Annotated in this window: 15 protein-coding genes, 18 tRNA genes, 2 pseudogenes and 1 riboswitch; of the genes and pseudogenes, 12 read left to right on the top strand and 23 right to left on the bottom strand. The window is 37.8% G+C overall.

All coding sequences use genetic code 11. The features are described 5' to 3' along the window. Positions 1-55: 55 nt before the first annotated feature. The 7 genes from BC008_RS44495 (at position 56) to BC008_RS44465 (ending at position 8,269) form a co-directional block, all read left to right on the top strand. Positions 56-415 (top strand): tRNA-binding protein, encoded by a 360-nt coding sequence (locus BC008_RS44495; protein WP_058184832.1) that lies wholly within the window; start codon positions 56-58, stop codon positions 413-415. Between the two features lie 213 nt (positions 416-628). Next, positions 629-788: riboswitch (cobalamin riboswitch) on the top strand. Between the two features lie 21 nt (positions 789-809). Beyond that, positions 810-3,029: a TonB-dependent receptor plug domain-containing protein gene (locus BC008_RS44490; protein WP_027843599.1), complete on the top strand. Its 2,220-nt coding sequence runs from the start codon at positions 810-812 to the stop codon at positions 3,027-3,029. A 148-nt stretch (positions 3,030-3,177) separates the two neighbouring features. Continuing rightward, a complete protein-coding gene (locus tag BC008_RS44485; protein WP_027843598.1) occupies positions 3,178-4,050 on the top strand; it encodes a (2Fe-2S) ferredoxin domain-containing protein in 873 nt (290 codons plus the stop codon). A gap of 210 nt (positions 4,051-4,260) precedes the next feature. Beyond that, on the top strand, positions 4,261-4,818 hold the full coding sequence (locus tag BC008_RS44480) for a GNAT family N-acetyltransferase (RefSeq protein ID WP_027843597.1): 558 nt from the start codon (positions 4,261-4,263) through the stop codon (positions 4,816-4,818). Between the two features lie 46 nt (positions 4,819-4,864). Continuing rightward, positions 4,865-6,079 (top strand): ABC transporter substrate-binding protein, encoded by a 1,215-nt coding sequence (locus BC008_RS44475; RefSeq protein WP_027843596.1) that lies wholly within the window; start codon positions 4,865-4,867, stop codon positions 6,077-6,079. A 187-nt stretch (positions 6,080-6,266) separates the two neighbouring features. Continuing rightward, positions 6,267-7,343, top strand: a complete 1,077-nt coding sequence (locus BC008_RS44470; protein ID WP_027843595.1) for an iron ABC transporter permease — start codon at positions 6,267-6,269, stop codon at positions 7,341-7,343. Between the two features lie 446 nt (positions 7,344-7,789). Beyond that, positions 7,790-8,269 (top strand): DM13 domain-containing protein, encoded by a 480-nt coding sequence (locus tag BC008_RS44465; protein WP_027843594.1) that lies wholly within the window; start codon positions 7,790-7,792, stop codon positions 8,267-8,269. A gap of 201 nt (positions 8,270-8,470) precedes the next feature. Here BC008_RS44465 and BC008_RS44460 read toward each other — a convergent pair whose 3' ends face one another. Both BC008_RS44460 and BC008_RS51045 read right to left on the bottom strand, forming a co-directional pair. Beyond that, the gene (locus BC008_RS44460) at positions 8,471-8,923 is read right to left on the bottom strand and encodes a hypothetical protein (RefSeq protein ID WP_027843593.1); all 453 of its coding nucleotides are present in this window, start codon (positions 8,921-8,923) and stop codon (positions 8,471-8,473) included. 90 nt (positions 8,924-9,013) lie between these two features. Continuing rightward, positions 9,014-9,292, bottom strand: coding sequence for a hypothetical protein (locus tag BC008_RS51045; protein WP_036265633.1), 279 nt, complete (start codon positions 9,290-9,292; stop codon positions 9,014-9,016). Between the two features lie 87 nt (positions 9,293-9,379). On the opposite strand from BC008_RS51045, the gene BC008_RS44450 reads away from it, so the two are divergent. Both BC008_RS44450 and BC008_RS49145 read left to right on the top strand, forming a co-directional pair. Beyond that, entirely contained in the window at positions 9,380-9,550 is a 171-nt protein-coding gene (locus tag BC008_RS44450) for a hypothetical protein (RefSeq protein ID WP_161938231.1), read from the top strand. Positions 9,551-9,858: 308 nt separating this feature from the next. After that, a complete protein-coding gene (locus BC008_RS49145; RefSeq protein WP_153009763.1) occupies positions 9,859-10,074 on the top strand; it encodes a hypothetical protein in 216 nt (71 codons plus the stop codon). 175 nt (positions 10,075-10,249) lie between these two features. Here BC008_RS49145 and BC008_RS50155 read toward each other — a convergent pair whose 3' ends face one another. Then, complete coding sequence (locus tag BC008_RS50155) at positions 10,250-10,426, bottom strand: hypothetical protein (RefSeq protein ID WP_161938230.1); 177 nt, start codon at positions 10,424-10,426, stop codon at positions 10,250-10,252. Between the two features lie 225 nt (positions 10,427-10,651). Further along, entirely contained in the window at positions 10,652-11,185 is a 534-nt protein-coding gene (locus BC008_RS44445; RefSeq protein ID WP_027843591.1) for a sigma-70 RNA polymerase sigma factor region 4 domain-containing protein, read from the bottom strand. Between the two features lie 575 nt (positions 11,186-11,760). On the opposite strand from BC008_RS44445, the gene BC008_RS50150 reads away from it, so the two are divergent. Together BC008_RS50150 and BC008_RS44435 are read left to right on the top strand one after the other, a co-directional pair. Further along, positions 11,761-12,630: a hypothetical protein gene (locus BC008_RS50150; protein WP_036265631.1), complete on the top strand. Its 870-nt coding sequence runs from the start codon at positions 11,761-11,763 to the stop codon at positions 12,628-12,630. A gap of 433 nt (positions 12,631-13,063) precedes the next feature. Further along, positions 13,064-14,035 (top strand): annotated as a pseudogene (locus BC008_RS44435) (tyrosine-type recombinase/integrase). Between the two features lies 1 nt (position 14,036). Here the strand turns inward: BC008_RS44435 and BC008_RS44425 are convergent. The 19 genes from BC008_RS44425 to BC008_RS44365 form a co-directional block, all read right to left on the bottom strand. Next, entirely contained in the window at positions 14,037-14,660 is a 624-nt protein-coding gene (locus BC008_RS44425) for a hypothetical protein (protein ID WP_027843589.1), read from the bottom strand. Between the two features lie 388 nt (positions 14,661-15,048). Beyond that, positions 15,049-15,122 (bottom strand) — tRNA-Ala (locus tag BC008_RS44420). 6 nt (positions 15,123-15,128) lie between these two features. Then, positions 15,129-15,226 (bottom strand) — tRNA-Arg (locus BC008_RS49140). Positions 15,227-15,235: 9 nt separating this feature from the next. Further along, positions 15,236-15,333 (bottom strand) — tRNA-Val (locus BC008_RS44415). Between the two features lie 133 nt (positions 15,334-15,466). Then, positions 15,467-15,538: transfer RNA gene (locus BC008_RS44410), tRNA-Thr, on the bottom strand. A gap of 9 nt (positions 15,539-15,547) precedes the next feature. Then, positions 15,548-15,621: transfer RNA gene (locus tag BC008_RS44405), tRNA-Leu, on the bottom strand. Positions 15,622-15,625: 4 nt separating this feature from the next. Beyond that, a tRNA-Lys gene (locus BC008_RS49135) sits at positions 15,626-15,722 on the bottom strand. 12 nt (positions 15,723-15,734) lie between these two features. Beyond that, a tRNA-Lys gene (locus tag BC008_RS44400) sits at positions 15,735-15,806 on the bottom strand. Between the two features lie 6 nt (positions 15,807-15,812). After that, positions 15,813-15,887, bottom strand: a tRNA-Leu gene (locus tag BC008_RS44395). Between the two features lie 5 nt (positions 15,888-15,892). Then, positions 15,893-15,966 (bottom strand) — tRNA-Leu (locus BC008_RS44390). A 5-nt stretch (positions 15,967-15,971) separates the two neighbouring features. Then, positions 15,972-16,045, bottom strand: a tRNA-Gln gene (locus BC008_RS44385). A 4-nt stretch (positions 16,046-16,049) separates the two neighbouring features. Next, positions 16,050-16,147 (bottom strand) — tRNA-Asn (locus tag BC008_RS49130). 9 nt (positions 16,148-16,156) lie between these two features. Beyond that, positions 16,157-16,253 (bottom strand) — tRNA-OTHER (locus tag BC008_RS49125). A 6-nt stretch (positions 16,254-16,259) separates the two neighbouring features. Continuing rightward, positions 16,260-16,356 (bottom strand) — tRNA-OTHER (locus tag BC008_RS49120). Between the two features lie 3 nt (positions 16,357-16,359). After that, positions 16,360-16,449 (bottom strand) — tRNA-Ser (locus BC008_RS44380). 4 nt (positions 16,450-16,453) lie between these two features. Next, positions 16,454-16,534 (bottom strand) — tRNA-Tyr (locus BC008_RS49115). A 7-nt stretch (positions 16,535-16,541) separates the two neighbouring features. Beyond that, positions 16,542-16,615, bottom strand: a tRNA-Glu gene (locus BC008_RS44375). 256 nt (positions 16,616-16,871) lie between these two features. Next, positions 16,872-16,951, bottom strand: a tRNA-Cys gene (locus tag BC008_RS44370). An 85-nt stretch (positions 16,952-17,036) separates the two neighbouring features. Next, positions 17,037-17,112 (bottom strand) — tRNA-Asp (locus tag BC008_RS44365). A 537-nt stretch (positions 17,113-17,649) separates the two neighbouring features. Here BC008_RS44365 and BC008_RS49110 point away from each other — a divergent pair. Then, positions 17,650-17,773, top strand: a pseudogene (locus BC008_RS49110) (photosystem II q(b) protein); the annotation flags it as partial.

Raw genomic sequence — 17,773 nt, 5'->3', positions numbered from 1 at the left:
TAGTTTTTTGAGTTATAGTTTTTCAATTATCAATTTTTAAATTATAAATTCATTTATGGATAATCATAAAAACGAATCAGGATTACCAATTGATTTTGATACTTTTCTAAAAGTAGATATGAGAGTTGGGAAAGTTATTGAAGTCAAAGAAAATATTAAAGCCAGAAAACCTGCATATATTTTGACAATAGATTTTGGAGAACTGGGAATAAAAACGAGTTCTGCTCAAATCGTTGAAAATTATTCAAAAGAAAAATTACTTAACCAACAGGTAGTTGCTGTTGTTAACTTTCCTCCTAAATTAGTTGCTGGAGTTAAATCAGAAGTTTTAGTTTTAGCTGCTGTTTGCAATACAAATGGTACTGTTTTACTGCAACCTAATTTATCGGTAGATAACGGTACGCGTATACTATAAAGATAAAAAAGAAAGAATTTTCCTACAAAATTTTGTGTCACAAAGCTTAATAAATATTTATTATTGCTACTTAATATTGATCGCATGAAACTTCGGTGATTAAAGTTACTCCTACTCGCCATTTCCTACTCTTTTTTTGTATCCAAATCTTAGATATTCTCTAAATGTACTTAAGGCTGGATATGCTAATCTAATCTTAATCTCTAATTTCTAATCTCTAATTTACTAATTGGTTCTGATGTGGATCAGCCATCAGATGTAAAGGGGAAAGTCCGGTGAAAATCCGGCGCTGTCCCGCAGCTGTGAGGAGACAATACTTGTTTCTAAGTCTTTGTCTCTTAGTCAGAATGCCCGCCAATTATGACATAAACATATAATTGTCTGCGAGGTACAGATGAAAAATATTACCCTTAATTCCCAATTGGGAATGCAGTTTTTTGCGATCGCGATAACTGTAAACTTAGGATTTTTGTTGGGAAATGATAACGCTACAGCACAAAAGATTCTACAATTATCAGAATTTTCCCAATATCAAGGTGATGCAAAGGATTTAAAAATAATTCCCAAAATAGTATCACCAGAAGTAATATCTGAAAATACTTCATCTAATACTGATTTATCTAATACTGATTTATCTAATACTGAAAAAGTAGAAGATATTGCTCAAAAAAAACCTCCAACACAAGAAGCGGAGAAAGAAGATCGAGAAGAAGCAGATATTGAGCTTACCGTTGTAGGAGAAATATTAGATCAACCGGTATTCACACCATTTCGTAGTGAAGGAAAGGTACGTGATGCGACTCGTCCAGTTTACGTCATCAACCGCGAGGAAATTGAAGCTCAAGGTGCGCGTACTGTCAAAGAAGCGCTGAGATTTGTCCCTGGTATTTTACCTGATGGTACTGTAGGGACAGAAATTGGTGGTTTGAGCGGTCAGTTTATTCGCGGTTCTAATACGGGACAAGTATTAATATTACTCAATGGAAGACCAGTTAATAATCTTGGTAGTGGTGGTTTCGACCTTTCAGAAATTACAACTGATATTGTTGAAAGAGTTGAAGTTCTTCCTGGTGGAGGTTCTACCCTCTACGGTTCCGATGCGATTGGAGGGACTATCAATATTATTACCCGTCGTCCGACAAAAGATATTACTACTACAACTCAACTAAGATTAGGTAGCTACAATTTAAACGAACAAAGCATTCAAACTAGTGGTAAACAGGGTAATGTCTCTTGGTTACTAGGTTATAACCGCACTCGTGCTAACAATAATTTTGATTATTCTATTCCCGAAGTTGACTTTGATGGAACAAGGGAAAATGCCGATGTACTCTACAATAATCTTAATTTACAGGTCGATGCACAATTGAGTGATCGCCAAAGTTTGAGTTTCAACACCATTTATCTTGCTAAAGACCAAGGAGTTCCCGGTGGTGTAGCAATTCCGCAAATTTCTCAAGCTGCTTTTAATTCCCTTACCGATAATAATCGTAAGTACACCGACCAAGTTCTTACAGATTTAAGTTGGAATGCAAAATTAGGAAAAGCAGATGATTCTTTATTAACAGCGAGAGTCTATTTAGATTTCCTCAATACCCGCTTTGACAATCGCACGGGAGACATCAGCACCCATCAACAGTTTGATAATAACCAACGTTCCTTGGGTTTTCAGATACAGCATAACTGGCAAATTACTCAAAATCAAAATATTACTTATGGTTTTGACTACCGCAACGTCAGCGCTAAAAATATTACTCGTAACCTTGCAGATGGAACGGAAACAGAAAATTATGATGATAGTATCGGACAGGGAGCGGTATTTGCTAAATACCTTGTGGATGTTATTCCCGATGTGAGATTAAACTTTGGATTGCGCCAAGATTTTAATAGTTTGATAAATGGTTCTGTGACTTCTCCGGCGATCGGTGCGCGTTGGAATTTGGGAGAAACTACTACCCTCCGAGGTAACTATATTCGTAATTTCCGAGTTCCGACTCTATTTAACTTATTTAGTAATTCTCCCTTTGCGCAAGGTAATCCAGACTTAAAACCAGAAAGGGGTGATAGTTTTGATATCGGTATCGACCAACAGTTAGGAGATATCGGTTTAATACGTTTCACTTTTTTCAGCAACACTATATCCGATAATATTGCTTTCGATTTTGTCAATTCGACCTATGAAAATATTGGTAAAGTTCGGACTACTGGGATAGAACTTGCCTTAAATTTGCAGTTAGCAAGAAATTTATACTTCTTTGGGAATTATACTGCGAATGATCCACGAATCCTTGAAAGTAGTAACCCTGCAGAAGTTGACAAGGAACTAAGATTTGCAGGTGCTGATAGTATTAATTTAGGACTTTCCTACGAAAATGCTCAAGGTTGGTATGCAGGGGTTTTAATGCGTTCTTTGGGTCGTTATCCCACAAATAATACTAATACAGAATCTTTACCCGGTTACACAACTTTTGATTTTAAATTGCGAGTTCCTGTAAGTAAAAATTTAGCATTCAATGGTAGTATAGAAAACATTTTAGATCGGAGATTTCAGTTATTTCCTGGTTTTCCTGATGCAGGTAGAATAGTTCAAGCAGGTGTTAATTATAAGTTTTAAGACATTAGGAATAAGATATTAGGAATAAGACATTAGCAATAGGGCATTGGAAATAGGTTATTGAGAATAGAATATTAGGAGTAAATAGGAAATCCATATATCTATCGTCAGAATCTTCTATCATAAGAACCTTAAATCTAAAATCGCCATGAGTAATTATCATCCTTGGGTAACGCCATTAAACCGCCAAGTTACAGAAGATTTACCGATGGGGGGTAAAGTTGAATATGAGGATATTGATTGTAGTTGTGATGTTTTATCATCGCTACTTTACACCTTATTTCAACAAAATTGGCAGCAGGTAGAATTAGGACATGTTGTTCAAGGTGGCGTTTTAGAACTAGGATTTACTACTCCCCCTAAAATTTGTATTCTTTATGATGGTTATTTAACAGTAGTAACTGAAGCTTGGCATTTACACTTATGTATTGATGAAAATTTAGGTGGTCCTAATAATCAAACACCCTTAGAATTAAGACAACAAAGAAGAGTAAGTCGTGCGGCTTTTTATCGCCGTTTTAATAAATATGGAAAAATCAGAAGTTGGGGGATTGAATTTTGGAATGGTAATAATGAAAATGTGATGACAATTTTCTTACCTAATCCTTTAGTAGATGGTGAGAACTTATTACCAGAAGGTAAACCAGACTTATCTAAGTTAGCTCTTTATGAAGAATTACGGGATATTTATGTATTAGGTACAAAACCAATGCCATTTACTCAAAATCCCTTAAAACGTTCTTATATCTCAGTTTGTACTTCTGGAAGATGTTTACCTTCACGTAATTGGAAACCTACTTATGAAGCCTTTAAAAATGCTGTTGAAAAAGCAGATTTGGATATAGAAGTAAGAACTTCTGGGTGTTTAGAAGTTTGTAAATTAGGACCTGTAGTATTTAATTCTGAAGATAGAACTTGGTACACTCGCGTTAAGCCAGAGATTGCAGAAGAAATTGTTGAAAAACATTTAATTCAAGGAAATAAAGTTACCGAATATATTTATCCCCCGGAATCTGTTTAAAGAGTAATTGCAAATCATTCACCTATAATTGTAAGTCGAGATAATTAAAAATCAAAAGAATAAAAAACAGAACTGACGCACGAATCGTGAATTTACGTCATTACGACGCTAGGTTAGCAGATATAGCGTTTCCGCAAGGAAATAGTAATCCTAAATCCTTATTTTTAGGTTGTGAGTGCGTAAGTCATAAAAAATTAAAAATCAAAAATTATGCTTTCTGAATTTCCCATATTGACAACTCCTCGTTTACAACTGAGAGCTATTCAACACTCAGATGCACAATTAGTACATCGCAATTTCTCCGATCCTCAAACAGTTTTATACTCCAATGCTCCAGCACCAAGTCTAAAAAAAGTTCAGCAAGTAATTGATATATGGTCAGAGAATTTTCAAAAACAACAAGGAATCCGTTGGGGAATCACAATAAAGGAGCAAAATGAAGTTATTGGTTCCTGTGGATATAAAAACATTATCAAAAAGCATCGACGAGCAGAGATTGGTTACGAAATATTTGCTGAATATAGACGACAAGGATTTATGAGTGAAGCACTCAATGCAGTTATTCAATTTGGTTTTGAGGTGATAGAGCTTAATCGGATAGAAGTAACGGTAGATTATGACAATTTACCTTCAATATTGCTTTTGCATAAGTTAGGATTTACAGAAGAAGGTACACTCAGAGATTACGAGTTTAACCAAGAGAAATTTGTTGACTTAAAGTTATTCTCATTGCTCCACAGAGATTTATTAAATTTATTTCAAAAATAATCTTGGAAATTCAAAATTTTCCTATCAATATCCTCAAAAATAATTCATGAATATAACAAAATATAAAAAATTAAATTTATTTTTTTTTGGTATTCAAACAATATTTATTACAGCTTTAATTATTGCTTGTAATAATACTCTAAACAATCCAAAAATCTCATTACCTGTAAACAAAGTATGTATTCAAAATTTTAATCCCAATACAGACTATTTTCCCACAAAAGCAAGTATTAACCATGCTACAGGTTTTGCTGTTGAATATCACAATAATTATAAAGTTGTAACAGTCAAAAATCCTTGGCGCGATGCAAAGAGAGGCTTCAAATATGTTTTAGTTGAATGTGGTACGCCAGTACCACTGGGCTTTAAAAGAAATCAAGTAATTACAGTTCCAGTAAATACTGTTGTATCTCTTTCTACTACCCATCTACCCCATCTGGCAAAGTTAGGAATAGTAGATAAACTTTTAGGTATCAGTAATTATAAAACAGTCAATACCCCAGAAGTAGTTGAGAAAATCAAAGCAGGTCAAATCGCAGAATTAGGCAATAATAATGTGAATTTGGAACGATTATTAGAACTCAATCCCGAGCTAGTTACAACTTATGGAACAGGAAATCCACAAGTCGATAATCATTCAAAATTTTTAGAAGCAGGATTAAAGGTAGCAATCAATGCTGAATATATGGAAACATCGCCGTTAGGTCGTGCAGAATGGCTAAAGTTTACAGCTTTGTTTTTTAATAAAGAAGATATTGCAGAAAAGGAATTTAGTGAAATAGCGAAGAAATATCAAGATATTGCTGAAACAGTAAAATCTATCAAAAAGCGTCCCAAAGTATTTACTGGATTTAACTTTAAAGGAACTTGGTATACTCCAGGATGTAAAAGTTATGCAGCAAAATATTTAGCTGATGCTGGTGCTGATTATTTTTGTGCTGAAAATTCTTCTGGTAGCACACCTTTATCTTTTGAAAATGTTTTTGAACGTGCTGCTACAGCAGATTATTGGTTAAATGTAAGTCAATCTTGGCAAACTTTAAAAGATGTAATTACAGAAGATAGTCGCTATGGTGATTTTCAAGCAGTGAAAAAAGGTAATGTTTATAATAATAATGCTCGTTTAAATGAAAATGGTGGTAATGACTATTGGGAAGGTGGAATTAGTAATCCTAATCTAGTTTTAGCTGACTTAATTAAAATTTTTCATCCTGAATTATTACCAAATCATAAGCTGGTATTTTACCAAAATTTGAATTAACTATTTTTTTGTTTTATCTTTATTTTTGATATATATAATTCCTGTTGCGAAATTGATAAAAATAGTTTTATTAGGATTTTTGAAATAGTTTTGAAAGGAGCCCATTAAATTGAAGAAACCATTAATAGCGTTACGCTGTCGCTAACACACCCTACGAATAGACTTTTATTTTTTTCCCATAAATTACATGTTTATACGTAAAGGTCGAAATTATAAGAAAATATCACAAAAAAAGAAAACTCAGAAAACTATTATTTCTGCAATTTTACTAATTAGCTTAATTCTTGTATTTTTATTGGATTTAGCTTTTGGCTCTGTTCATATTCCAATTCAGGAAGTTATTAATATTCTTCTGGGAGGAGAAGCAATAAAAGCCAGTTGGAATACTATTATTCTCAAATTTCGCTTACCCAAAGCCTTAACTGCAACTTTAGCAGGTGCTGCTTTAGGTGTAAGTGGTTTGCAAATGCAGACCCTATTCAAAAATCCTTTAGCTGGACCATTTGTCTTAGGAATTAGTTCTGGTGCTTCTTTGGGGGTTGCACTTGTGATACTTGCAGTCAACACTACTATGATGGGTGCGTTGCTCGCAAGTTTTGGAATGATTAACGACTTAGTTTTAGTTATAGCTGCTACTTTAGGTGCAGGATTGGTACTGGGAATGGTCCTATTAATATCTCATCATGTAGCCGATTCCATGGCACTGTTAATTTTGGGATTACTGCTTGGTTATGCAACTAGTGCGATTGTCAGTATTTTGCTTCAATTTAGCGAGAATAATCAAATTCAATCATATTTGCAATGGACTTTTGGAAGTTTTGGTGGTGTAACTTGGCGACAGATGATAATCTTAGCCCCTGTGGTATTGCTCGGACTAATTGTATCTTTACTGTTGTCAAAATCTTTGAATGTCATGCTTTTAGGTGAAACTCAGGCTCGAACTTTGGGTTTATCAATACAAACAATAAGATTCTGGATTATTAGTAATGCTTCAATTTTGGCTGGTGCGATTACTGCATTTTGTGGTCCTATTGGATTTTTAGGCGTTGTGGTTCCCCATCTATGTCGTAGTTTATTTAAAACTGTAGACCATAAAATATTGATTCCTGTTGTTGCGGTGATGGGTGCGATAATAGCATTACTTGCAGATTTATTATCCCAACTACCCGGTAGTCAGAGCGTTTTACCTTTGAACTCTGTCACTGCTTTGATTGGTACTCCGATTGTGATGTGGGTGATTTTGCATCGTCATCGCTCAATATGAATGTTCATTACATTGAAGAGTTATAAAATAATTTACTTCATTGGGAATAGTATGTCTTTGACCGCTAAATTCTCTACCAAAAATCGTAATTTACTTTGAAATGTTCTCGTTTAAAGTTTTCAATTACTACAGTTTCAGCTTTAACTGATTGAGTGCCGAAAATGATTACAATAGATGCTAGGTTTAATGCACTAAAATTAGAGTAACTAAGCAAGATGTCGCCCAAAGAGTAGCAGAAATTAAACAAGAATAACTTAAACACTTCCAATGTTGTTCTATTAAAGTATTACTTCACCTCAAAAAACCCCACTATCCATCTCTCAGTTTTCTCAGATAACTTTTAGTCAATTCTCAGTTATCCATCACTAGCTCCTCAGTTTCATCACCGATATTAGTAATCAAGGAAAGGGAAACCACATAAAACAAAGTTTAAGGAAGCAACTGAGATGAAATTCAACAAAATCGCTGGTTTAGGAATCGCATCAATCGTATTATTCGGTAGCTTTGGACAATTAGCAGTTAATGCACAGCCAGCCCAAGCGCTTAAAGCAACACAAACTACTACAGTTGCAAAGAAATCTCAATCACTAATTGCGTCCGGTAGCTTTGTTACTGTAGAACAAGACCACCCCACCAACGGTATAGCTAAAATTGTTAATGTTAATGGTAAGCGTTATCTAGAGTTTGACAAAGCTTTCACTACAGCACGGGGACCAAAAGTAAGAGTCGTTCTCCACCGCAACAACACTGTACCTGTAAATCTTAAAGCAGAAAATTACGTCACGATTGCACAACTCAAAAAGTTTGATGGCGCTCAACGTTACGAAATTCCAGCTAACTTGGATCTAAATGATTTTGAATCTGTAGCAATCTGGTGCGAAGAGTTTAATGTTACCTTTGGTTACGCTAGTCTGCAAAAAGCTTAAGTTTTTGGTTACTAAGCTTGCAAGATACCGATATTTTAAAAATCGATTTTATATGTAAGATTTATCTTTATTTTCTTGTTCCTTGGAAGACTCGCGGCTGCGCCACGAACACACATAACACACCGCTTATCAGTAGCTCTGGAATTACCCGGAGCTGCTGATTTTCATAACAAGTCAGAAATGTCTTGATTTATTTATTACTTATTCTGGTTGAGAACTTTGTTCTTGGTAATAGCCCGAAACTTTTTTCACGTAGTCTGCGGTAAAACCACTGTTGCAGCCTGTGTATTTACCAGTCATCCACCAACAAGCAGTACGACTCACAGCTTCAGTTTCATTATTATTAGTAGCGTCTAATTGTCCTTTTAACTCTCGTTCCATGATGCAACTAATAACTTGGCGTGCTAGTTCGGGGTTGGAAGCAAACTGTGTTGGTTGAACTTCTTTTTCTAGACAAGATTTTGACCAACTTCTGAAAGTTTCTCCTTTAACTTTCCATTCACTATATAAACTGTCATCGGTGGTCTTTGGTGCAGCCAATCGTAATGCTTCTACCATTGCTGCAACTTGGGTATTAGATGACTGCTGTTGTGCTTGTGCTGCTAAAGGTAACAGCCCCAAACTAATAATCACACCACTAAGTAGAAATCGCATAGAATTCATCGTAGATAAACAGTTCGGAGGATACAACATTATTTTTCAGATAACAAGTACGCCACCGTTACATACTCTTTTCTACTAAATTCACTCATCAATCAATGCTTCAATTTGAGCTAGCAGTTTTTCTAAAGCCTTTTGCTTTTTGGGATTCTCCCATACTTTAGACTTTTGTAATTGTGGTAATGCTTTTTTGTAACGTTCTTTGAGTGGATGTTTTGGTGCTGTTACTTCTTTACTTGCTTTAACACGCTCATTAATTTGGCTAGGGATAATTTTTCTGCGTTCGCCCCGCGCGTTGCGATCGCTTTTTGGGGTTACGTTTAGGCGATCGCAACTTCTTGGCGGGAGAGCGATCGCCTTCACTTTTATATGAATTATACCAATAAAGGGGGAATGTGGTCATATAGGAATATTGATTCAATTCCCCCTTTGTCGTGCCACAATGATGGGATGGCAAAAAGCGAAGATACCGTCAAATTAGTAATTGGTAAAGAATTAAAAATCCGTTTCAAGTCACTGTGCGTGCAATCAGAAACGGATATGAGTAGTGTTGCCAAAGAATTGTTCGCCCAATGGTGCGATGAGCAAGAAAAAAAACTTGCTAAACAGAGAAAACAATAATGCCCAGAAATTAATTCCGGCACTTTCCGAAATCAACCAGCTTGGAATGGTAGTCATTACCAGAACAAACGCTTATAAATGACTTCTATAATTAGCCGTGGGGAGTATACCCAATAAAACCTGGTCATAGTTACCAGGTTTTTGGCATATAAAATTAATTTTACGATTCGTGTTTTGAGGGCTAATCTCAGTAAAACTTAACATTAGCCAAAGGTATATCTTATAACTTACATAAAAACTAAATTTCTGGGATTGTATCTATAGCTAATGAATATATAGTTGTTGTTTCTAGCGAAATAAAGCTTGAAATGAAAAATCGTAACAATCTTTTAGTTCTTATTCTTAGTATTTCTTTAGCTGCTGTTGGAATCACGGGTTTAACAATGTTGGCGGCTAAAAATCAAGGTTATGGGCATTTTAGGATTGTAATACGAGAGGGCGACCCACTTTACCCCCAATCCAATAATTACAGGACTTACGCAACGAAGATTTGTCATTGCGACCGGAACGCAGTGCAGGGTTAGCGGAGCGTCTCTGTTTAGGAGATAGCAATCTCACGGATTTTGGCGTTAGCGCCTAGCGACAGCCTACCGTAGGTATTGCGTGTCCGCAGGACATATACGTCGCTGTCGCTTGTTCTAACGAACACGCTGCGCTAACGTAATGACGTAATTACGTTTATTTTGCGTAAGTCCTGAATTATCTAAACTGGGACTTAGGAATTGTTAAACCAATATAAGCACCGACTCCTACTTTAGCTAAATCTACAAATGTAGAGCGGTAATTCTCATCAATAATTGCTAAGACTAAAAAACCTGCTACCAAAGTATATGCAATAGCAGCTAAAACAACATCTTTGAATTTGTTATATTTCATAATTTCCAAGCTGCTTAAACTTAATTTGTATACTTATTTAGTAGATTTTTTATAGTTGTTGTGACAAAAAATAGTTAATAAAAATATAATACTAAATCTTAATAATTAGATATCTGTAACAATATAGGTAATTTAAAATGTAAAAACCCCCAATAAAAAATATTGGAGGAATGAGTATGTATAAATAATTAAAATTACCAATTATCATTTAGCTTCATTTTTTAGTTAACAAACTTGTTTAAGATATATCTGTCGTAATTTATTTATTGCTCGTTCACCACGCTTACGTGCTGTTGCTGCACAAATTCGTTTGCCTTCTCGGTGTGATAAAATTTCAGCAACTTTATGCCAAGATAATCCTTGAAAAAAGCGCATCACTATAATTTCTCTGCTAGCAAACTTGAGTTGCTGGATATATTTAGTAATTTCTTCATAATCATCATATAAATTGTTTTTTTGATAATAAAGGTTTGCTAAATACTCAACTTTATCTGACTCGGTGGTTTGACTCATCTTATGTCTTTTGTACAGTGCATTTATGTGTCGTTCACTAACTAACTTTGCCCAAGCTACAGGATGATGAATTTTTACACCAGATCGAAGCTTTTCAATCAAACACATACCAACGTGCTGAATCACATCTTCTTCTGATAAAAAGCTGTTAAGTTTCAACACATGTATACGATTCATAATGTGAATTTTCAACCATTTAGCCTGCAATACTTCATCAACTTCGGGGAAATTATTATTCTTCGTCATCTTGGCAACTTTTTATCTGAGAAGAGTTATTTATGAGAATCTCCGTTGTACGGATAGCTATATAACAGACAGCTAATTGATTAGTATCTGTAGCTGACAAAATGTGACTTAAATATCAAATTTGGTTGTAATATCAAACCAAAGAAAGAGGCTGTATATTTGTTTTTTCTTGGTTATTATTACCTATAATTAGTGCCTTATTTCTACTGGAAACACCTATTAAATATTAGTGTTATCAATAAACAAAATGTGACTATTAGCATCACAAGAATTGACCAGTTTACATACTGTCACATGGTCATTTTTACAGCAAAACTTTTCTTTGAAGAGATAATAATTTTATTAATTGCGGGAATTAAAAAAATATTTTTTTTATTTAGCAGAGATATGTCACGTTTAGTGTAAAGCTGACACTACTAGTATGGTCATGACAATTGACATACTATGTCGTAACAATTGTCAATACAATTGTAGTGACAGGGATAGCTATGCAGATAACAGCTTAAATTAACTCGTAGTTTTATGGTATTTAAGCTGAAATTCATGCTTAAGAATCTAGTAGTTACTTTAAAGCAATGAAACTAAAGATTTCAAGTCATTATCAACCCAAAGAAAATGTTGTCAAAATCGCCGAAGAATACTGTACCTTAATAAGGTTATCATCCCCATCTGATATTGAACTTGAACGTATTGAAGAAATTATGGAGTTAGCTGTTGATAATGCAGTACTAAATAATTTACTTAATCAAGTAGATCAAAAATACGCCTTTGAGAATAATTTACTTAGAGATGATGATTTAGATGATTCACATCAAGTAAGTCTAGAATTAAATCGGGATAAAGATAGATTTAACATAAAAAATAGCACCAAAAAATCAGATATTGGTAGTAATGTAGTTTTATTTCCTCGCTTATTCACTTCGCATCTAAAAAAGAAAAGGAAGTTTTTAAAATGTGATATTAGGCTTGTTATTTCTTCTTTTGCAGCAGTAGGAATAGTAACGCTTATTGGAACAACAAAGTTGTATCATTTTGTCAGTCATGAGAAAACAATCAATAACGTTCAACAACAGACGATACCTCCTGCGCTATCAGTTAGCCACGTGAGTAACACAGAAAAAGAATGTAACTCAAATGGTATACCCAATCAGAAAATTAAGAATTATTATGCAGCATTCAATCAATTAGAGAATCGAATTGAGACGAAACAATTACCACCATTAAAAGCAAAAAGTGAAGCGCGCGAGTTGCAACGCCTAGCAGAAAAACAGCAAAGAAAAGCAGAACAAAATCAACGTCATGCAGAAGCTCAAAAGAAGCAAGCTGAAAAGCAACATCATTATGACGAAGCGCAAAATTGGAAAGATGAAGCACAAACTTCGTTATTAGAATCGAAGCAGTGGCTTTGCTTATCTCAGCAAGCGTTAAATTTGAGTGCGTATTAATAGTGCATTCTTTTGCTCCGGATTGACAAAATGCATTTACTTTTAACTTGTTAAAAATGATATTTGACCAATTATAGGACTCACATTTGATTTTTGAAAAAATCTCAGTACACTTTCTGTTCCCTGTTCCCTGTTCCCCGTTCCCTATCTTCACGAATAATTTCATAAATCAAACCGGATTCCTATATCAGGGTACGGCGAAATGGTAAATATTACCCTTCATGTGGAGATAAGACAGATTTTTAGGACTTTAACGCTTTAAGGGATGCATCCGTTACTTTCTTGCATAATCCTTATCAACTTTCTGTACTGGTTGAAGAGAAATGACCGTCACTACGGTAAGCAAACACAGGGTCATCTTTAAAAATACATATCTTAAACAATGCAAAATCGTGTGAAAATTAGTCTCTAGAACCCCAATTCTAAAGAAATAATGTCTCTATCGCTGAGCCTGCGCGAAGTTGAAAATTTAAGATTAACGTTCCCCGTACCCTTAAATCAGCATCCTGCTGCCGTGTATTTGGCTTCTTTGAGTGAGGGTTCCCTACCAACGATGAAGCAAGCTTTAAATGAAATGGCTTCCATGCTTACCAATGGTAGATGTGATGCTTCTACGTTAAATTGGGCAGCTTTGAGGTATAAACATACTTCTGCTCTACGTACAGCTTTAAAACAAAAATATGCTCCGGCTACAGCGAATAAAATGCTTTGTGGCTTGAAACGGGTGCTAAAAGAAGCTTCTAGGTTAGACTTGATTGACCCCCTTGACTATACCAAAGCCGTGAATTTAACAAGTATAAGTTATGACTATATACTTAAAGGTAGAGCTTTAAGTAAACAGGAAATTACTAATTTAATTGATGTTTGTAAAGCCGATCCGACTCGCAAAGGTGCAAGGGATGTAGCGCTGATCGCCATATTACGCGGTGCTGGTTTGCGACGGGCTGAGGTGGTCAAACTTAATTTAAAAGATATTGATACAGAAACCGGTGCATTGGAAATACATCGGGGTAAAGGTGGTAAGGATAGGTTAGTTTATTTACCAACTAGTGCGATCAGCCGCACGGCTGCGCCGAACGCTATGATTAAAAGTTGAATTGAAGTTAGAGGGGATAAACCTGGACCATTGTTGTGTCCCATCCGCAAAAGTGGGCAATTAGAATTTCGGCATATGTGTCCAGATGCGGTGTTAAAAATAGTGAGGCGACGAGCAAAACAAGCTGGTGTAGACTCATTCAGTCCCCATGATTTTAGACGAACGTTCTGCTCGGATTTGTTGGATGCTGGAATTGATATTGTCACCGTGCAAAAGTTAGCAGGTCATGCTTCTGTAGAAACTACTGCAAGATATAACCGCAGGGGTGAAGAAGTTAAACGCCAAGCCGTACAAAAGTTGGATTTTTAAGTTATTTAACTGGATGGTATAACCTATCTTTGGAGTTATATTTCCACTTACGTTTGCTGGGGTCGCGTTCCGAACACCATCTCTCAAATTCTTTTTTAGTCATAGTTTCCCTTCTTTCTTGCACCGTAGGAGCATTAGTACTCAGGCGCATTGCTAATTTATCTTCATCCAAGGGTTCGAGTTGGGGTGGTTGGGAATTGTATTGGTAGGGGTAGCCACCTGATTTATAGCGCGATGCTCCGCTGCTATGCGATCGCGAACGCACTTGTAATGTATTGACACTTGATTGGATCTGCATCAACGCACCTTCTAACCGTGCGAGTTGGTGACTTAAAGCTTCTATTTTATTTTCAACGTTTGTTAATCTGACTTTGTCGTAGGAATTGGTATCTTCTCCAATGCTTTCCTTGACGCTTTCTTTAAAACGAAAAAACTCTTCTTCCAGTTGATATAAGCGCACTTCTACACTTGCTTCTACACCAGGGACATCTCCCAAAATATGGTGCAATCCTTGAATTACTAAGTCTGTAGCGGTGGTTTCCCGTTTTCTTGCAGCTAAGCGAAGTGCTGAGGTTAAGGTTTTGGGGAGTTTGAAATTAATCGATTCTCGTTCTATTTGCGGCATTTCTACATCATCTTATATACCTTGATGTAGACATATTACAATGCTATTGAGTAATTAAAATTTTAAACAATCCACCAGGGAGGTAATGCTCCTCCTACCTCTGTGTTTATGGCTAACGCCACGCTACGCGAACAGCACAGTGCCTCACTTTTTGGCTTCAGGTGGTGGCGGAAGATGGAGGAATTGAACCCCTGAGTTTTACCCCACCCCGGTTTTCAAGACCGGTTGCCGACCGTTCAGCGGCATCTTCCATTAAGGGGTGTCTGACGGGACTTGTTAGCGCAGCGTCTCCGTTAGGAGAAACCCGTTACGGCTGGTTCCACAAACCAGTGCCTCGACCACTTTGGCTTGCTCCTTTAAGGAGCCGCTACGCTAACAAACACCATAGTGGAATCAAGGGGAATTGAACCCCTAACCTCTAGTGTGCAAGACTAGCGCTCTAGCCAATTGAGCTATGACCCCATAAAGCAGGAGTAGTAGGACTTGTTAGCGCAGCGTCTCCGTCAGGAGAAACCCACACAGGTCAGTTTAGAAGACTGATGCCTTGTCCATTAGGCGACACTCCCATAATTTGATAGTCCCGACAGGAATTGTTAGCGCAGCGTCTCCGCCAGGAGATACCTGTGACATCCTGCTTGTAAGGAAGGCACTCTACCAACTGAGTTACGGGACTACAAAGCGACTGACGAGATTTGTTAGCGCAAGCGCGGAGCGTAACGTAGTTATTGCGTGTCCCGGACTGACATACTCGTACCAAGAGTTTGGAAGACTCACAAGAAGACCGTTACACCACAATCGCATAATTAAGCTGGTGACAGGAGTTGAACCTGCAACCTGCTGATTACAAGTCAGCTGCTCTGCCGTTGAGCCACACCAGCATTTGATAATACCCCTGACTGGATTTGAACCAGTAACTTCCAAATTTTAAGTTTGGCACCTCTTCCTATTGGGTTACAGGGGTAAAATGGGCGCTACAGGAGTCGTTAGCGCAGCGTCTCCGCTAGGAGAAACCTGCGTCAGCCTGATTAAGAATCAGGAGCATAACCGTTCTGCCAAACGCCCACGTTTATTTAGTGGGTCGCCCAGGGGTTGAACCTGGATAAGTCCGCTTAAAAGGCGGCTGCATACCCGCTCTGCCAACGACCCAATTAGTACTCCCGACAGGATTTCAACCTGCAAGAATTCCGTCCCTCAAACGGAAGCGTTTACCAGTTTCGCCACGGGAGCATCAGTACTGCTGGTGGGATTTGAACCCACAACCTCCGATTTCTAAGACCAGCGCCTCTTCCAGTTGGGCTACAGCAGCATAAACTGGGAAGGAGGGAATCGAACCCCCAAACTTCGCATTCAAAGTGCGACGGCTTTGCCTGTTTGCCTACTTCCCAATAACTGCCCTAGTAGGACTTGTTAGCGTAGCGTCTCCGTCAGGAGAAACCTACAACCTCGCGGTTAACAGCCGCTCACTCTGCCACTTGAGCTATAGGGCAATGTATCAGTCCCCCAGGTCAGAATCGAACTGACTACCTCCTGTTCTATGTCTTTCAGACACGCTGCGCTAACAGACAGGCACTCTACCAGATGAGTTACCGGGGGTTAAGGCGAGAACGGAAGGACTTGAACCTTCACTTTTCAGTTAGTGCTATCGCACCGCTACGCGAACGTAGACTGACGTGTTATCCAGTTACACCACGTTCTCAGGCGGAGAGAGAGGGAGTCGAACCCTCGGTGGGCATTAACTACCCACTTCCTCTTAGCAGGAGGATGCTTTAAGCCACTCAGCCACCTCTCCATAATGGGTCGAACTGGAATTGAACCAGCAACGCGATCGCGGCTGTTTTACAGACAGTTACCCACACCAATAGGTGAGCCGACCCATGCTAGTAGTGCCGACGGGACTTGAACCCGCAATCTCCTGCTTGAAAGACAGGCGGCTTAGCCAATTTGCCTACGACACCATGTATGCCATGTAAGTTAAAAAAGCTGTTGATTCACACACAGGAATTGTTAGCGGAGCGTGTCCGCCAGGACATACCTGCATAGACTGTGTTTAAGAGACAGTTGCCTTACCATTAGGCGAGTATGTAAGCTTTTTTGATCGGGACACGGCAACGCAGAGACGCTTGTTTTGTTCACCGCAGGTGTTCCCGAAGGGTACCCAGAACAACAGTTTTGGAGACTGTGATGTTGCCATTACACCATCTCTGCAATGTTTGGAGTCCAGGGTGGGATTTTAACCCACGATGATCGGTGTTGCAGACCGATCGATGCCTTAAGCACTTGGCGACCCGGACACATTTGGAAGCCTTGACGGGAGTTGCACCCGCTTCTCCCTGACTGAGAATCAGAGTGACTTATCTAGTCGTCCACAAGGCTACACGGGAATGATGGGATTTGAACCCACGATCTTTCGCTCGACAGGCGACTGCTTTAAACCGGGCTAAGCTACACCCCCAAATATGGCAATTTAGTTTTCATGGTTCAGATGAGCTAACAACAGTTTTTGTAACACTTGTATTACGCTCATGAATTCATACTACAAAATGTACTACACAAGTGTCAAGGGGATACTACAAGTTTTTTGAATAGGGGGAGCCCAGAACCGCACCGTTTTATGCGCTTTTGCCACATTTTACGAGTCTCCCGTCCGGATTAAGACAATATCCTAAACCCCTATCCAGATTGAGTTACAGCGAAATCTATTTTTCAATTTTTGATGTTTTATGAGAAGGTCGCAAGACTCGGCGTAAGCCACCCCCCGTAGGGTAAGCTGCACGCGCTACATCCCACGTTCGTGGCGCAGCCGCGCGTCTTCCAAAGACAGCACGTATGTTTTGCACTCCAGCGCTATAAGTATAAGTAATTAAACTTATAATAAATGCAAAGTAAGTAATTGTTACATTTTTTGTAAACAAATGTTAATGTAGTATTACAGACAAAAAAACAACTTGTCTGATACATACTTAAGTCAAAAACAGCAATTATCCGTACCATGACAACCGCATTACAAAGACGCGAGAGCGCATCTTTATGGGAACGGTTCTGTCAGTGGATCACCAGCACCGACAACCGCCTTTATATTGGCTGGTTCGGCGTATTGATGATTCCTACATTAT

Source organism: Mastigocoleus testarum BC008, from assembly GCF_001456025.1.
Taxonomy (GTDB): domain Bacteria; phylum Cyanobacteriota; class Cyanobacteriia; order Cyanobacteriales; family Nostocaceae; genus Mastigocoleus; species Mastigocoleus testarum.
This window is presented reverse-complemented; position numbering and strand designations above follow the sequence as displayed.

Excerpts from the sequence above, each read along its gene's own strand:
- BC008_RS44495 (WP_058184832.1), top strand. The coding sequence starts at position 56 with ATGGATAATCATAAAAACGAATCAGGATTACCAATTGATTTTGATACT.
- BC008_RS44490 (WP_027843599.1), top strand. The coding sequence starts at position 810 with ATGAAAAATATTACCCTTAATTCCCAATTGGGAATGCAGTTTTTTGCG.
- BC008_RS44485 (WP_027843598.1), top strand. The coding sequence starts at position 3,178 with ATGAGTAATTATCATCCTTGGGTAACGCCATTAAACCGCCAAGTTACA.
- BC008_RS44480 (WP_027843597.1), top strand. The coding sequence starts at position 4,261 with ATGCTTTCTGAATTTCCCATATTGACAACTCCTCGTTTACAACTGAGA.
- BC008_RS44475 (WP_027843596.1), top strand. The coding sequence starts at position 4,865 with ATGAATATAACAAAATATAAAAAATTAAATTTATTTTTTTTTGGTATT.
- BC008_RS44470 (WP_027843595.1), top strand. The coding sequence starts at position 6,267 with ATGTTTATACGTAAAGGTCGAAATTATAAGAAAATATCACAAAAAAAG.
- BC008_RS44465 (WP_027843594.1), top strand. The coding sequence starts at position 7,790 with ATGAAATTCAACAAAATCGCTGGTTTAGGAATCGCATCAATCGTATTA.
- BC008_RS44460 (WP_027843593.1), bottom strand. The coding sequence starts at position 8,923 with ATGCGATTTCTACTTAGTGGTGTGATTATTAGTTTGGGGCTGTTACCT.
- BC008_RS44450 (WP_161938231.1), top strand. The coding sequence starts at position 9,380 with ATGGCAAAAAGCGAAGATACCGTCAAATTAGTAATTGGTAAAGAATTA.
- BC008_RS49145 (WP_153009763.1), top strand. The coding sequence starts at position 9,859 with ATGAAAAATCGTAACAATCTTTTAGTTCTTATTCTTAGTATTTCTTTA.
- BC008_RS50155 (WP_161938230.1), bottom strand. The coding sequence starts at position 10,426 with ATGAAATATAACAAATTCAAAGATGTTGTTTTAGCTGCTATTGCATAT.
- BC008_RS44445 (WP_027843591.1), bottom strand. The coding sequence starts at position 11,185 with ATGACGAAGAATAATAATTTCCCCGAAGTTGATGAAGTATTGCAGGCT.
- BC008_RS50150 (WP_036265631.1), top strand. The coding sequence starts at position 11,761 with ATGAAACTAAAGATTTCAAGTCATTATCAACCCAAAGAAAATGTTGTC.
- BC008_RS44425 (WP_027843589.1), bottom strand. The coding sequence starts at position 14,660 with ATGCCGCAAATAGAACGAGAATCGATTAATTTCAAACTCCCCAAAACC.